This window comes from Monashia sp. HAY1-5C (assembly GCF_056755255.1).
On the sequence record NZ_JBPGXG010000114.1, the window covers coordinates 1 to 15,175 of the forward strand.

13 protein-coding genes and 1 pseudogene are annotated in these 15,175 nt (G+C 73.9%); 7 read left to right on the forward strand and 7 right to left on the reverse strand.

What is annotated here, in order from left to right; translation table 11 throughout:
• The 4 genes from ACR9ZK_RS16050 to ACR9ZK_RS16065 all read left to right on the forward strand — a co-directional run.
• A partial coding sequence (locus ACR9ZK_RS16050) for a type 1 glutamine amidotransferase family protein (RefSeq protein WP_481342954.1) occupies positions 1-972 on the forward strand: 972 nt, incomplete at its 5' end.
• Positions 969-2,120 (forward strand): alpha/beta hydrolase, encoded by a 1,152-nt coding sequence (locus tag ACR9ZK_RS16055; protein ID WP_481342955.1) that lies wholly within the window; start codon positions 969-971, stop codon positions 2,118-2,120. The genes ACR9ZK_RS16050 and ACR9ZK_RS16055, both read left to right, overlap by 4 nt.
• A 29-nt stretch (positions 2,121-2,149) precedes the next feature.
• A complete protein-coding gene (locus ACR9ZK_RS16060; protein ID WP_481342956.1) occupies positions 2,150-2,875 on the forward strand; it encodes an esterase family protein in 726 nt (241 codons plus the stop codon).
• A gap of 92 nt (positions 2,876-2,967) precedes the next feature.
• Entirely contained in the window at positions 2,968-3,309 is a 342-nt protein-coding gene (locus ACR9ZK_RS16065) for a DUF2200 domain-containing protein (protein WP_481342957.1), read from the forward strand.
• 13 nt (positions 3,310-3,322) lie between these two features.
• On the opposite strand, the gene ACR9ZK_RS16070 is transcribed toward ACR9ZK_RS16065, so the two are convergent.
• Positions 3,323-3,841, reverse strand: coding sequence for a putative immunity protein (locus ACR9ZK_RS16070; protein WP_481342958.1), 519 nt, complete (start codon positions 3,839-3,841; stop codon positions 3,323-3,325).
• 362 nt (positions 3,842-4,203) lie between these two features.
• Between ACR9ZK_RS16070 and ACR9ZK_RS16075 the strand changes: the two genes are divergently transcribed.
• Positions 4,204-5,409, forward strand: a complete 1,206-nt coding sequence (locus tag ACR9ZK_RS16075; RefSeq protein ID WP_481342959.1) for a Gfo/Idh/MocA family protein — start codon at positions 4,204-4,206, stop codon at positions 5,407-5,409.
• 572 nt (positions 5,410-5,981) lie between these two features.
• Positions 5,982-7,262, forward strand: a pseudogene (locus tag ACR9ZK_RS16080) (ABC transporter substrate-binding protein); the annotation flags it as partial.
• 330 nt (positions 7,263-7,592) lie between these two features.
• On the opposite strand, the gene ACR9ZK_RS16085 reads toward ACR9ZK_RS16080, so the two are convergent.
• Together ACR9ZK_RS16085 and ACR9ZK_RS16090 are read right to left on the reverse strand one after the other, a co-directional pair.
• Positions 7,593-9,545 carry an ABC transporter substrate-binding protein gene (locus tag ACR9ZK_RS16085; protein WP_481342960.1) on the reverse strand — a complete coding sequence of 651 codons (1,953 nt, stop codon included), beginning with the start codon at positions 9,543-9,545 and terminating at the stop codon, positions 7,593-7,595.
• Between the two features lie 221 nt (positions 9,546-9,766).
• Positions 9,767-10,972, reverse strand: coding sequence for a Gfo/Idh/MocA family protein (locus ACR9ZK_RS16090; RefSeq protein WP_481342959.1), 1,206 nt, complete (start codon positions 10,970-10,972; stop codon positions 9,767-9,769).
• 362 nt (positions 10,973-11,334) lie between these two features.
• Between ACR9ZK_RS16090 and ACR9ZK_RS16095 the strand changes: the two genes are divergently transcribed.
• Positions 11,335-11,853 carry a putative immunity protein gene (locus tag ACR9ZK_RS16095; protein ID WP_481342958.1) on the forward strand — a complete coding sequence of 173 codons (519 nt, stop codon included), beginning with the start codon at positions 11,335-11,337 and terminating at the stop codon, positions 11,851-11,853.
• Positions 11,854-11,866: 13 nt separating this feature from the next.
• Here the strand turns inward: ACR9ZK_RS16095 and ACR9ZK_RS16100 are convergent, their stop codons facing one another.
• From ACR9ZK_RS16100 to ACR9ZK_RS16115, 4 genes are all read right to left on the reverse strand, one after another.
• A complete protein-coding gene (locus ACR9ZK_RS16100) occupies positions 11,867-12,208 on the reverse strand; it encodes a DUF2200 domain-containing protein (protein WP_481342957.1) in 342 nt (113 codons plus the stop codon).
• A gap of 92 nt (positions 12,209-12,300) precedes the next feature.
• Positions 12,301-13,026, reverse strand: a complete 726-nt coding sequence (locus ACR9ZK_RS16105; protein ID WP_481342956.1) for an esterase family protein — start codon at positions 13,024-13,026, stop codon at positions 12,301-12,303.
• 29 nt (positions 13,027-13,055) lie between these two features.
• Positions 13,056-14,207 (reverse strand): alpha/beta hydrolase, encoded by a 1,152-nt coding sequence (locus ACR9ZK_RS16110; protein WP_481342955.1) that lies wholly within the window; start codon positions 14,205-14,207, stop codon positions 13,056-13,058.
• On the reverse strand, positions 14,204-15,175 hold a 972-nt coding region (locus tag ACR9ZK_RS16115; RefSeq protein ID WP_481342954.1), incomplete at its 5' end, for a type 1 glutamine amidotransferase family protein. The genes ACR9ZK_RS16115 and ACR9ZK_RS16110, both read right to left, overlap by 4 nt.

Here is a 15,175-nt window from a genome sequence, read left to right on the forward strand (position 1 = left end):
CGGCTGAGCGTCGCGCGCGGCGACCGGAGACCAGTGCCAGAGACGATCCTCCTCGGACCGCAGCGGTTCACCACGACGGTGCAACCGGTCGTGCGGTCCCTCGACGTGCCCGGGCGCGTCGCCGTCGTCAACGCCGGCTGGGAGGAGCGCGAGTCCGATGACGCCGAGCTGAACGGCCTGCTCGACGGCCGTGGTGTCAACCTGCGCCTGTACCACCGGATGATCGACGTGCTCACGAAGGACCGGCGGGTCGCCGCCGCCGCGCTCGCCTTCCGCGACCGCCAGGACGAGCTGCGTGCCTTCTACGGCATCCGGCTGCAGAGCGCCGTCGACGCCGTTCACGCGGTTGCCCACCGCACCTCGCTGCACGGTGTCGGCCCGGTGGCCGTCGAGGCGGCGATCGAGGCGGTGCGCGACGTCGACCGCTGGTACTCCGCCGAGCTCGCCGGCCTGTACGCCGCCACGTTCGAGCGCACGCCGCGCGAGGAGAGCGAGCTCATCGGCTGGCACCGGGGCGAGATCGGCGCCGTCCTCGACGAGTGCGGGGCGCTCGTCGTCGCCGGCGGCGACGTGCGCACGCTGCTGCGCACGCTGCGGCTGTTCGACGTGACGCTGCGGGCCGAGCAGCACGTCGTGGCGTGGTCGGCCGGTGCGATGGTCCTCACCGACCGGGTCGTGCTCTTCCACGACCACACCCCGCACGGCGTCACGGCCGCGGAGGTGCACGACACCGGGCTCGGACGCGTCCCCGGGCTGCTCGTCCTGCCGCACGCCCGACGCCGGCTGCGCCTCGAGGACCACGAGCGCATGTCCGTGCTGGCCCGGCGTTTTCCCGAGCACCGGCTCGTGCTGCTCGACGACGGCGCGGTGGTGCGCCTCAAGGCCGGTGCGCCCCCGGCGGCCGACCCGTTGCCGGAGGGGACGCGCTACCTCGACGTCACGGGGCACGTCGCCGTGGAGGGGGCCGCATGAGCACCCCGACACGCCTGGCCGTCAACGGCCTGCGCGACCGCGTCCCGCTGGACGGCCCGGCCATCGACCGGTTCATCGCCCGGTGGGGGTGCCCGATCATCGAGGGCGAGCGCGCCACCTTCCTCTACCGTGGCGACGTCGACGAGGCGTGGATCCGCCACCGCGTCGTCGGGCTGCCGGACCCCTTGCCGCTCAAGCGGATCGGCGAGTCCGACCTGTGGGCCGTCACGACCGTGCTCCCCGAGGGCTCACGCGTCGAGTACCAGGTCGAGATCCGCAAGGGGGATCACCACGAGCGCTTCAACGACCCGCTCAACCCCCGTCTGGCGCACAGCCCGATGGGGTCCTCGTCGGTGTGCGCGGCGGTCGGCTACCGCGTCCCGGACTGGGTCTCGTTCGACCCCGAGGCGCGGCAGGGCACCCTCGTCGAGGAGGTCGTGCGCAGCAAGGCCCTGCGCCGCGACCAGCCCGTCCAGATCTACCTGCCCGCGCGGTTCAACCGGGCGCAGCGCTACCCGCTCCTCGTCGTCCACGACGGCACGGACTACCTCGAGTACGCGGCGATGCGGACCGTGCTCGACAACCTCATCCACCGGCTCGACGTCGACCCGCTCGTCGTCGCCTTCGTGGCGCCGCGCGACCGGCTCAAGGAGTACCCGAACCACGCGCCCCACGCCCGGTTCGTCGCGCGCGAGCTCGTCCCCCTGCTCACCGAACGGCTGCCGCTGGAGGACGCGCCCGAGGCCCGCTGCCTCATGGGTTCCTCGTTCGGCGGCATCGCGTCGCTGTCGACGGCCGTGCGCTACCCGGGGCTCTTCGGCTCTCTCGTGCTCCAGTCGGCATCCCTCGTCTTCACCGACATCGGGTTCGACCACGGCGGCGGGCCGGCGTTCGACCCCGTCGTGAAGTTCGTCAACCGGTACAGGGCACGGCCGACGGCGGTCGTGGACCGCATCCACATGTCGTGCGGCGTCTACGAGCCGCTCATCACGCCGAACCGGTCGATGGTGCCCGTGTTCCGGCACACCGGCATGCGGGTGCGGTACACCGAGGCCCGCGACGGCCACAACTGGGAGAACTGGCGCGACCGCCTCGGCGACGCGCTGACGTGGGTCTTCCCGGGGCCGCAGAAGTTCGTGTACGAGTGACGACACACGTCGAGGGCAGGAGCTGACGCATGAAGGTGACGGACCGCTGGTACTCCGACCGGCTCGGGCAGGACATCACGGTGGCCCGCTGGGGCACGTGGGGTGCGCCGGTGCTCCTGTTCCCGACGGCGGGCGGCGACGCCGAGGAGGTCGAGCGGCACCGGCTCGTCGACCACCTCATGCCGCTCGTCGACGCCGGACGCGCCAAGGTGTACTCGTGCGACAGCGTCGCGGGCCAGGCGATGGCCGAGCGCCGCGGGTCCACCGAGTACCGGATGGCCCTCTTCAACGCCTTCCACGACGCCGTCGCCTCCGAGATCATCCCGGCGATCCACTCCGACAGCGGCGGCCGGATGCGCGTCGTCGTCGCCGGGGCCTCGATCGGCGCCTTCAACGCGCTCGCGGTCACGTGCCGCTACCCGCACCTCGTCGACGCCGCCGTCTGCATGAGCGGCACCTACGCCATCGAGAAGTTCATCGGGGGCCGCTTCACGGAGGACCTCTACTTCAGCTCGCCGCTGCACTTCCTGCCCGACCTCGACGGGCCGGACCTCGAGGCGCTGCGCCAGCGGATGGTCGTCCTCGCGTCGGGCAGCGGTCGGTGGGAGGACGTCGGCGAGGCCTGGGCGGTCGCGGACGTCCTCGGGGCCAAGGGCATCCCGAACCGGGTCGACGACTGGGGGCCGACCTACGACCACGATTGGCCGACGTGGTGGCAGATGCTGCCGACCTACCTCGACGACCTGCTGCCGTGACGCCATGACGCCGTGACGCGTGACGCCGTGACGCGTGACGCGTGACGCGTGACGCCATGACGCCGTGATCGCGCCGTCGGTACGCTCCGAGCATGAGCCGGATCTTCACGACGAGCGTCGCGTCGGTGTACCCGCTCTACGTCGCGAAGGCCGAGCGCAAGGGCCGAACGCGGGCCGAGGTCGACGAGGTCATCGAGTGGCTGACCGGCTTCGACGACGCCAGGCTCCGCGAGCACCTCGAGGCCGGCACGACCTTCGAGGAGTTCTTCGCGGACGCCCGGCTCAACCCGAACGCGGCGAAGATCACCGGGGTCGTCTGCGGCGTCCGGGTCGAGCAGGTCGAGGACCCGCTCATGCAGAAGATCCGGTACCTCGACAAGCTCGTCGACGAGCTGGCGAGGGGCAAGCCCCTGGGCAAGGTCCTCCGCGCCTGAGGGCCACGCCCGGTCAGTCGTCGAAGGTATTCCAGCAGATCGGGCTGCGCAGGCGCTGGTCGTCGAGGACGAGCTCGCGGATGGCATCGGGGAGCCGGTCGCGCTGCCAGTCCCGCTCGCGCAGCCGCGCGGCCTCCGCCTCGTCGCCGGGGACCGACGCCGACGCGGCACGGATCGCGTAGGCGGCCGCGCCGAGCTCGTGCGCGGCGACGTGGGCGACGGCCACGGCCTGGCCGGCCGACAGGGCGGCGAACCGCGCCGGGTCGGGCAGCCCGCGTCCGGCGGCGTTGGCGGTGAAGGCCGCCTGGTGGGCCACGCGCATCGGCACCTCTCCGCGGATCCACGACCGGGTGATGTCGAGGGCCTCGTGGACCCGCCGGTCCCCGGTACCGGCGGCCTCGAAGAGCGGCAGCACGTGCTCGGCGCAGGCGAGCGCCCACTCGGCGAGCAGCCGGTGGTCCTCGTCGGTGAGGGTGCCGCCGCGGCGGATCGTGATGAACCGCGGGTCACGCTGGGTCGGCAGGATCGGCACCCGGCCATTGTGACCCCGACTCGCGCGCTGCTGAACGAAGCGCGCGAAACGTGGGTCCGGCGCGCAAACTTTGGCGCGCGGGAACCCTGGATCGCGCGCTGGTGACGATCTGCACCCTGGCGGTGTTCTTCGGCGTCGATCCAGGAGGAGGTCCTCGCGCGTGCCCGGATGTTTCGCGCGCTGCTGAACGAAGCGCGCGAAACGTGGGTCCGGCGCGCAAACTTTGGCGCGCGGGAACCCGGGATCGCGCGCTCCGACGATCCGCCCACGGCGGAAAGTCCGTGACGGATTATGCTCGCCACCATCTGCAGCCGATCACCAACGCGCACCACGCCCGAGCCCCCCGAAAGGCGGCCCACCCGATGACGGAACCGATGACGTCCGGCCCGGACCTGCGGCTCGCCGTCATCGGCTTCGGCCTGCGTGCCAGCCTCGTCCGGTACGCCCACCGCCCCGGCGAGGGCAGCCGCGTCACCGTCGTGTGCGACACGGCCGAGCGCGGACGCCGCGACGCCGCCGAGCGCGTCGAGGGGGTCCGCCTCGTCGCCAGCCTCGACGAGCTGCTCTCGGGGCAGGTGCGGCCCGACGTCGACGCCGTCCTCGTCCTCACGCCGGACCACCTCCACGCGGACCACGCCGTGCGCACCCTCGAGGCGGGGCTGCCGACCTTCGTCGAGAAGCCGCTCGCGACGACCGTCGAGGACGCCGACCGCATCCTCGCGGCCGCTGCGCGCAGCCGCACCCGCCTCTACGTCGGGCACAACATGCGTCACCTGCCGGTGGTCCGGGCCATGCGCGAGGTCGTCGAGGCCGGCACGATCGGGGCCGTCAAGGCGGTCTGGTGCCGCCACTTCGTCTCGGCCGGCGGCGACTACTACTTCAAGGACTGGCACGCCGACCGCACCCGCACGACGGGCCTGCTCCTGCAGAAGGGCGCCCACGACATCGACGTCATCCACTGGCTCGCCGGGGCCTACACCCGACGCGTCGCGGCCGTGGGTGACCTCGCCGTCTACGGTGCCATCACCGACCGGCGCGACAACTCGGACCGGCGGATGGCGGACTGGTACTCGCTCGAGAGCTGGCCACCCACCGCTCAGCGCGAGCTGCACCCCGTCGTCGACGTCGAGGACATCTCGATGGCCAACCTCGTCCTCGACGGCGGCGTGCTCGCCAGCTACCAGCAGTGCCACTTCACGCCCGACTACTGGCGCAACTACACGGTCATCGGCACGAGGGGCCGCCTCGAGAACTTCGGCGACGGCCCCGGCGCGCGCGTCAAGGTGTGGACCCGGCGCACCGACACCTACCGCGAGGACGCCGACGAGGTGATCGAGATCCCGCCGGCCGACGCGACCGGGCACGGCGGCGCCGACCCGCTGCTCGTGGCCGAGTTCGTCCGGTTCGCCCGCGAGGGCGGCCCGACGATGACCTCACCGGTCGCCGCGCGCGAGGCCGTGGCGGCCGCGGTGTGCGCGACGGCGTCGCTGCGCTCGGGTGGCGGGGCCGTCGACGTGCCGTGCCTCGACGCGGACGTCGCGGGGTGGTTCGCGACCGGGCAGGCCTGAGGCCCGTCACCCTCGCCGGGGCGCCGCCCTGAGCGGACCGGGTCCGTACCGGTCCGTCCGCCGCCCGGCGCAGACGTCGACGGTGGCCGTGGGCGGGGCCGGATAGACTGCGCCGCACAGTACCGGGCGTCGTCCGGCAGGCGCGGCGGCCGGGCCGGCACCGTCCACCGCCTCGCCGGTCCCCGTACGGGTCGGCCCCTTGAGCAGCGAAGGAACCCCCCGTGCCTCGACGCGTCGCCCGCCACGCAGCGGTCGCTGTCGCCGGGCTCGTCGCGCTGCTCGCGTCCGCCTGCACCGATGCCACGCCGGGCGCCGGCCCGACGGCAACCGGCACCGCCGTCACGTCGCCGGCCACGGCGCCCGCCCCGACGGAGACGACCCGGGAGCCGCTCGTCGTCGACACCGTCTTCGACCACGCGACCCTGGACCCGACGCGCCAGTTCGACCGCAGCGGCCTGCTCGTGTCGAAGGCGGTCTACCAGACCCTGACCGACCTCGACCGCACCGACCCGACGAAGGTCGTCCCGGGCATCGCCGAGTACACCCTCTCGCCCGAGGGCCGGTGGCTGACCATGCGCCTGCGCCGGGGCCTCGTGTTCTCCGACGGCACCCCGGTGACCACCGACGACGTCGTCTTCACCCTCCAGCGCGCGCAGGGCCTCGGCGGCACGGCGTCGGCCATCCTCGGCACCGTCAACATCGTCAAGGTCGACGACCGCACCTTCACGCTCAGCTCGCCGCGGTCGAACTTCGCGCTGCCGGCGATCCTGGCCAACCCGGCGTTCGGCATCCTCAACTCGGCGGCGGTCAAGGCCAACGGTGGCGCCATCGGCCCCGGCGACACCGCGGCCCGCTACCTGTCGGGGCACTCGGCCGGCTCCGGTCCCTACGTGCTCACCTCGGCCACGTCGGGCCGGGTCACGCTCGCGGCGAACCCCGTGTGGACCGGCGCGCCCCCTGCCTTCTCCGAGGTCGTGCTGCGCGACGTCGCGCCCCGGGACCAGGTCGGGGACGTCCGGTCCGGACGCGCGGACGTCGCCCTCGACCTCTCACCGGCGCAGGCCGCGGCCCTGACGGCCGCGGCGACCGCCACCTCCACGTCCACCTCCACGGGCGGCGCACCGGCCACCGGCACCGCGCCCGCGTCGGGCACGGCGGCACCGGGGCCGGACGGGACGACGGGCACGGCGACGGGCACGACGACGGGCACGACGACGAACGGGACGACGGGCGACGCGCCCCGTCCCGTCGCCGTCACCGCGTCGAAGTCCTCGACGCTCGCCTTCCTCTCGCTCTCGCGCAACCCGTTCGTCAACCGGTGGACCGCCGACCCGTCCTTCGTCGAGGCGGTGCGCAAGGGTCTCGACGTCGACGCCCTGGCCCGGGCCGCGGGCGACGCGCACGCGGCCGCCGGCCTCGTGCCCTCAGGCATCGTCGGCTCGCTCGAGGACGGCGCCGTCCCGACGGTGCCTCCCGCTCCGACGCACACGGGCGACTCCACCGGCACCCCCGCCCCGCCCGGGGCGACGCCGTCGGCGCCCGGCACCGGCGACACGGGTCACACCGGTGGCACCGGCACGCCTGCCCCGGGTCGGACGGGTGCCTTCCCGCCGCCGACCGCCGTCCGCACCGCCGCACCTCGCGACCTCGCGGGCGCCCGTGCAGCGCTGCGTCGCTCGGGCTACCGCGGCGAGCCGGTCCCGCTCACCTATGCCGTCGACGTGCCGATCGCGGGCATCCAGCGCAGCACCATCGCGGCGCAGGTCCGGGACCAGCTCGCCGAGGTCGGCATCCGCGTCGTCCTCGACCCCAAGCCCTCGTCGAGCGCCCTCACCGCCTACCGGTCGGGCCGCAGCGCGTTCGGCCTGTGGAGCTGGAACCCCGACTACCCGGACCCGGAGAGCTACCTCGCCTTCGCCCCGGGCGAGCTCGTCGGCCTGCGCGCCGGCTGGCAGCGCGGCCAGGACGCCCTCGTCGACGGGCTGACCGAGGCGGCGCGCGAGTCCGTCGGTGACGACCGCCCGGGCGCCTACGCAGCCTGGCAGGTCGCGATGAACGAGCGGGGGCCGTTCGTGCCGCTCCTGCAGCCGATGACGCACGTGGCGACCGGGCCGCGCACGTGCGGGACGGTGCTCATGCCCCGACGCTACGGGACGCGTGCCAGCGACGGGTGCCGTGACGCGTCAGGAGATGGCCGCGAGGTCGACGGTCCACACCGGGTTGGCCGGGACCCGGTGCACGCGCGGCCCGGTCGCCACGTGCGTCATCGGCTGCAGGAGCGGCACGAACGGCCCCCGCTCGTTCATCGCGACCTGCCAGGCTGCGTAGGCGCCCGGGCGGTCGTCACCGACGGACTCGCGCGCCGCCTCGGTCAGCCCGTCGACGAGGGCGTCCTGGCCGCGCTGCCAGCCGGCGCGCAGGCCGACGAGCTCGCCCGGGGCGAAGGCGAGGTAGCTCTCCGGGTCCGGGTAGTCGGGGTTCCAGCTCCACAGGCCGAACGCGCTGCGGCCCGACCGGTAGGCGGTGAGGGCGCTCGACGAGGGCTTGGGGTCGAGGACGACGCGGATGCCGACCTCGGCGAGCTGGTCCCGGACCTGCGCCGCGATGGTGCTGCGCTGGATGCCCGCGATCGGCACGTCGACGGCATAGGTGAGCGGGACCGGCTCGCCGCGGTAGCCCGAGCGACGCAGCGCTGCACGGGCGCCCGCGAGGTCGCGAGGTGCGGCGGTGCGGACGGCGGTCGGCGGCGGGAAGGCACCCGTCCGACCCGGGGCAGGCGTGCCGGTGCCACCGGTGTGACCCGTGTCGCCGGTGCCGGGCGCCGACGGCGTCGCCCCGGGCGGGGCGGGGGTGCCGGTGGAGTCGCCCGTGTGCGTCGGAGCGGGAGGCACCGTCGGGACGGCGCCGTCCTCGAGCGAGCCGACGATGCCTGAGGGCACGAGGCCGGCGGCCGCGTGCGCGTCGCCCGCGGCCCGGGCCAGGGCGTCGACGTCGAGACCCTTGCGCACCGCCTCGACGAAGGACGGGTCGGCGGTCCACCGGTTGACGAACGGGTTGCGCGAGAGCGAGAGGAAGGCGAGCGTCGAGGACTTCGACGCGGTGACGGCGACGGGACGGGGCGCGTCGCCCGTCGTCCCGTTCGTCGTCGTGCCCGTCGTCGTGCCCGTCGCCGTGCCCGTCGTCCCGTCCGGCCCCGGTGCCGCCGTGCCCGACGCGGGCGCGGTGCCGGTGGCCGGTGCGCCGCCCGTGGAGGTGGACGTGGAGGTGGCGGTCGCCGCGGCCGTCAGGGCCGCGGCCTGCGCCGGTGAGAGGTCGAGGGCGACGTCCGCGCGTCCGGACCGGACGTCCCCGACCTGGTCCCGGGGCGCGACGTCGCGCAGCACGACCTCGGAGAAGGCAGGGGGCGCGCCGGTCCACACGGGGTTCGCCGCGAGCGTGACCCGGCCCGACGTGGCCGAGGTGAGCACGTAGGGACCGGAGCCGGCCGAGTGCCCCGACAGGTAGCGGGCCGCGGTGTCGCCGGGGCCGATGGCGCCACCGTTGGCCTTGACCGCCGCCGAGTTGAGGATGCCGAACGCCGGGTTGGCCAGGATCGCCGGCAGCGCGAAGTTCGACCGCGGCGAGCTGAGCGTGAAGGTGCGGTCGTCGACCTTGACGATGTTGACGGTGCCGAGGATGGCCGACGCCGTGCCGCCGAGGCCCTGCGCGCGCTGGAGGGTGAAGACGACGTCGTCGGTGGTCACCGGGGTGCCGTCGGAGAACACGAGGCCCCGGCGCAGGCGCATGGTCAGCCACCGGCCCTCGGGCGAGAGGGTGTACTCGGCGATGCCCGGGACGACCTTCGTCGGGTCGGTGCGGTCGAGGTCGGTCAGGGTCTGGTAGACCGCCTTCGACACGAGCAGGCCGCTGCGGTCGAACTGGCGCGTCGGGTCCAGGGTCGCGTGGTCGAAGACGGTGTCGACGACGAGCGGCTCCCGGGTCGTCTCCGTCGGGGCGGGCGCCGTGGCCGGCGACGTGACGGCGGTGCCGGTTGCCGTCGGGCCGGCGCCCGGCGTGGCATCGGTGCAGGCGGACGCGAGCAGCGCGACGAGCCCGGCGACAGCGACCGCTGCGTGGCGGGCGACGCGTCGAGGCACGGGGGGTTCCTTCGCTGCTCAAGGGGCCGACCCGTACGGGGACCGGCGAGGCGGTGGACGGTGCCGGCCCGGCCGCCGCGCCTGCCGGACGACGCCCGGTACTGTGCGGCGCAGTCTATCCGGCCCCGCCCACGGCCACCGTCGACGTCTGCGCCGGGCGGCGGACGGACCGGTACGGACCCGGTCCGCTCAGGGCGGCGCCCCGGCGAGGGTGACGGGCCTCAGGCCTGCCCGGTCGCGAACCACCCCGCGACGTCCGCGTCGAGGCACGGCACGTCGACGGCCCCGCCACCCGAGCGCAGCGACGCCGTCGCGCACACCGCGGCCGCCACGGCCTCGCGCGCGGCGACCGGTGAGGTCATCGTCGGGCCGCCCTCGCGGGCGAACCGGACGAACTCGGCCACGAGCAGCGGGTCGGCGCCGCCGTGCCCGGTCGCGTCGGCCGGCGGGATCTCGATCACCTCGTCGGCGTCCTCGCGGTAGGTGTCGGTGCGCCGGGTCCACACCTTGACGCGCGCGCCGGGGCCGTCGCCGAAGTTCTCGAGGCGGCCCCTCGTGCCGATGACCGTGTAGTTGCGCCAGTAGTCGGGCGTGAAGTGGCACTGCTGGTAGCTGGCGAGCACGCCGCCGTCGAGGACGAGGTTGGCCATCGAGATGTCCTCGACGTCGACGACGGGGTGCAGCTCGCGCTGAGCGGTGGGTGGCCAGCTCTCGAGCGAGTACCAGTCCGCCATCCGCCGGTCCGAGTTGTCGCGCCGGTCGGTGATGGCACCGTAGACGGCGAGGTCACCCACGGCCGCGACGCGTCGGGTGTAGGCCCCGGCGAGCCAGTGGATGACGTCGATGTCGTGGGCGCCCTTCTGCAGGAGCAGGCCCGTCGTGCGGGTGCGGTCGGCGTGCCAGTCCTTGAAGTAGTAGTCGCCGCCGGCCGAGACGAAGTGGCGGCACCAGACCGCCTTGACGGCCCCGATCGTGCCGGCCTCGACGACCTCGCGCATGGCCCGGACCACCGGCAGGTGACGCATGTTGTGCCCGACGTAGAGGCGGGTGCGGCTGCGCGCAGCGGCCGCGAGGATGCGGTCGGCGTCCTCGACGGTCGTCGCGAGCGGCTTCTCGACGAAGGTCGGCAGCCCCGCCTCGAGGGTGCGCACGGCGTGGTCCGCGTGGAGGTGGTCCGGCGTGAGGACGAGGACGGCGTCGACGTCGGGCCGCACCTGCCCCGAGAGCAGCTCGTCGAGGCTGGCGACGAGGCGGACCCCCTCGACGCGCTCGGCGGCGTCGCGGCGTCCGCGCTCGGCCGTGTCGCACACGACGGTGACGCGGCTGCCCTCGCCGGGGCGGTGGGCGTACCGGACGAGGCTGGCACGCAGGCCGAAGCCGATGACGGCGAGCCGCAGGTCCGGGCCGGACGTCATCGGTTCCGTCATCGGGTGGGCCGCCTTTCGGGGGGCTCGGGCGTGGTGCGCGTTGGTGATCGGCTGCAGATGGTGGCGAGCATAATCCGTCACGGACTTTCCGCCGTGGGCGGATCGTCGGAGCGCGCGATCCCGGGTTCCCGCGCGCCAAAGTTTGCGCGCCGGACCCACGTTTCGCGCGCTTCGTTCAGCAGCGCGCGAAACATCCGGGCACGCGCGAGGACCTCCTCCTGGATCGACGCCGAAGAACACCGCCAGGGTGCAGATCGTCACCAGCGCGCGATCCAGGGTTCCCGCGCGCCAAAGTTTGCGCGCCGGACCCACGTTTCGCGCGCTTCGTTCAGCAGCGCGCGAGTCGGGGTCACAATGGCCGGGTGCCGATCCTGCCGACCCAGCGTGACCCGCGGTTCATCACGATCCGCCGCGGCGGCACCCTCACCGACGAGGACCACCGGCTGCTCGCCGAGTGGGCGCTCGCCTGCGCCGAGCACGTGCTGCCGCTCTTCGAGGCCGCCGGTACCGGGGACCGGCGGGTCCACGAGGCCCTCGACATCACCCGGTCGTGGATCCGCGGAGAGGTGCCGATGCGCGTGGCCCACCAGGCGGCCTTCACCGCCAACGCCGCCGGACGCGGGCTGCCCGACCCGGCGCGGTTCGCCGCCCTGTCGGCCGGCCAGGCCGTGGCCGTCGCCCACGTCGCCGCGCACGAGCTCGGCGCGGCCGCCTACGCGATCCGTGCCGCGTCGGCGTCGGTCCCCGGCGACGAGGCGGAGGCCGCGCGGCTGCGCGAGCGGGACTGGCAGCGCGACCGGCTCCCCGATGCCATCCGCGAGCTCGTCCTCGACGACCAGCGCCTGCGCAGCCCGATCTGCTGGAATACCTTCGACGACTGACCGGGCGTGGCCCTCAGGCGCGGAGGACCTTGCCCAGGGGCTTGCCCCTCGCCAGCTCGTCGACGAGCTTGTCGAGGTACCGGATCTTCTGCATGAGCGGGTCCTCGACCTGCTCGACCCGGACGCCGCAGACGACCCCGGTGATCTTCGCCGCGTTCGGGTTGAGCCGGGCGTCCGCGAAGAACTCCTCGAAGGTCGTGCCGGCCTCGAGGTGCTCGCGGAGCCTGGCGTCGTCGAAGCCGGTCAGCCACTCGATGACCTCGTCGACCTCGGCCCGCGTTCGGCCCTTGCGCTCGGCCTTCGCGACGTAGAGCGGGTACACCGACGCGACGCTCGTCGTGAAGATCCGGCTCATGCTCGGAGCGTACCGACGGCGCGATCACGGCGTCATGGCGTCACGCGTCACGCGTCACGCGTCACGGCGTCACGCGTCACGGCGTCATGGCGTCACGGCAGCAGGTCGTCGAGGTAGGTCGGCAGCATCTGCCACCACGTCGGCCAATCGTGGTCGTAGGTCGGCCCCCAGTCGTCGACCCGGTTCGGGATGCCCTTGGCCCCGAGGACGTCCGCGACCGCCCAGGCCTCGCCGACGTCCTCCCACCGACCGCTGCCCGACGCGAGGACGACCATCCGCTGGCGCAGCGCCTCGAGGTCCGGCCCGTCGAGGTCGGGCAGGAAGTGCAGCGGCGAGCTGAAGTAGAGGTCCTCCGTGAAGCGGCCCCCGATGAACTTCTCGATGGCGTAGGTGCCGCTCATGCAGACGGCGGCGTCGACGAGGTGCGGGTAGCGGCACGTGACCGCGAGCGCGTTGAAGGCGCCGATCGAGGCCCCGGCGACGACGACGCGCATCCGGCCGCCGCTGTCGGAGTGGATCGCCGGGATGATCTCGGAGGCGACGGCGTCGTGGAAGGCGTTGAAGAGGGCCATCCGGTACTCGGTGGACCCGCGGCGCTCGGCCATCGCCTGGCCCGCGACGCTGTCGCACGAGTACACCTTGGCGCGTCCGGCGTCGACGAGCGGCATGAGGTGGTCGACGAGCCGGTGCCGCTCGACCTCCTCGGCGTCGCCGCCCGCCGTCGGGAACAGGAGCACCGGCGCACCCCACGTGCCCCAGCGGGCCACCGTGATGTCCTGCCCGAGCCGGTCGGAGTACCAGCGGTCCGTCACCTTCATGCGTCAGCTCCTGCCCTCGACGTGTGTCGTCACTCGTACACGAACTTCTGCGGCCCCGGGAAGACCCACGTCAGCGCGTCGCCGAGGCGGTCGCGCCAGTTCTCCCAGTTGTGGCCGTCGCGGGCCTCGGTGTACCGCACCCGCATGCCGGTGTGCCGGAACACGGGCACCATCGACCGGTTCGGCGTGATGAGCGGCTCGTAGACGCCGCACGACATGTGGATGCGGTCCACGACCGCCGTCGGCCGTGCCCTGTACCGGTTGACGAACTTCACGACGGGGTCGAACGCCGGCCCGCCGCCGTGGTCGAACCCGATGTCGGTGAAGACGAGGGATGCCGACTGGAGCACGAGAGAGCCGAAGAGCCCCGGGTAGCGCACGGCCGTCGACAGCGACGCGATGCCGCCGAACGAGGAACCCATGAGGCAGCGGGCCTCGGGCGCGTCCTCCAGCGGCAGCCGTTCGGTGAGCAGGGGGACGAGCTCGCGCGCGACGAACCGGGCGTGGGGCGCGTGGTTCGGGTACTCCTTGAGCCGGTCGCGCGGCGCCACGAAGGCGACGACGAGCGGGTCGACGTCGAGCCGGTGGATGAGGTTGTCGAGCACGGTCCGCATCGCCGCGTACTCGAGGTAGTCCGTGCCGTCGTGGACGACGAGGAGCGGGTAGCGCTGCGCCCGGTTGAACCGCGCGGGCAGGTAGATCTGGACGGGCTGGTCGCGGCGCAGGGCCTTGCTGCGCACGACCTCCTCGACGAGGGTGCCCTGCCGCGCCTCGGGGTCGAACGAGACCCAGTCCGGGACGCGGTAGCCGACCGCCGCGCACACCGACGAGGACCCCATCGGGCTGTGCGCCAGACGGGGGTTGAGCGGGTCGTTGAAGCGCTCGTGGTGATCCCCCTTGCGGATCTCGACCTGGTACTCGACGCGTGAGCCCTCGGGGAGCACGGTCGTGACGGCCCACAGGTCGGACTCGCCGATCCGCTTGAGCGGCAAGGGGTCCGGCAGCCCGACGACGCGGTGGCGGATCCACGCCTCGTCGACGTCGCCACGGTAGAGGAAGGTGGCGCGCTCGCCCTCGATGATCGGGCACCCCCACCGGGCGATGAACCGGTCGATGGCCGGGCCGTCCAGCGGGACGCGGTCGCGCAGGCCGTTGACGGCCAGGCGTGTCGGGGTGCTCATGCGGCCCCCTCCACGGCGACGTGCCCCGTGACGTCGAGGTAGCGCGTCCCCTCCGGCAACGGGTCGGCCGCCGGGGGCGCACCGGCCTTGAGGCGCACCACCGCGCCGTCGTCGAGCAGCACGAGCCGGTGCTCGGGAAAACGCCGGGCCAGCACGGACATGCGCTCGTGGTCCTCGAGGCGCAGCCGGCGTCGGGCGTGCGGCAGGACGAGCAGCCCGGGGACGCGTCCGAGCCCGGTGTCGTGCACCTCCGCGGCCGTGACGCCGTGCGGGGTGTGGTCGTGGAAGAGCACGACCCGGTCGGTGAGGACCATCGCACCGGCCGACCACGCCACGACGTGCTGCTCGGCCCGCAGCGTCACGTCGAACAGCCGCAGCGTGCGCAGCAGCGTGCGCACGTCGCCGCCGGCGACGACGAGCGCCCCGCACTCGTCGAGGACGGCGCCGATCTCGCCCCGGTGCCAGCCGATGAGCTCGCTCTCCTCGCGCGGCGTGCGCTCGAACGTGGCGGCGTACAGGCCGGCGAGCTCGGCGGAGTACCAGCGGTCGACGTCGCGCACCGCCTCGATCGCCGCCTCGACGGCCACCGGGCCGACACCGTGCAGCGAGGTGCGGTGGGCAACCGCGTGAACGGCGTCGACGGCGCTCTGCAGCCGGATGCCGTAGAAGGCACGCAGCTCGTCCTGGCGGTCGCGGAAGGCGAGCGCGGCGGCGGCGACCCGCCGGTCCTTCGTGAGCACGTCGATCATCCGGTGGTACAGGCGCAGGTTGACACCACGGCCGTCGAGCAGGCCGTTCAGCTCGGCGTCATCGGACTCGCGCTCCTCCCAGCCGGCGTTGACGACGGCGACGCGCCCGGGCACGTCGAGGGACCGCACGACCGGTTGCACCGTCGTGGTGAACCGCTGCGGTCCGAGGAGGATCGTCTCTGGCACTGGTCTCCGGTCGCCGCGCGCGACGCTCAGCCG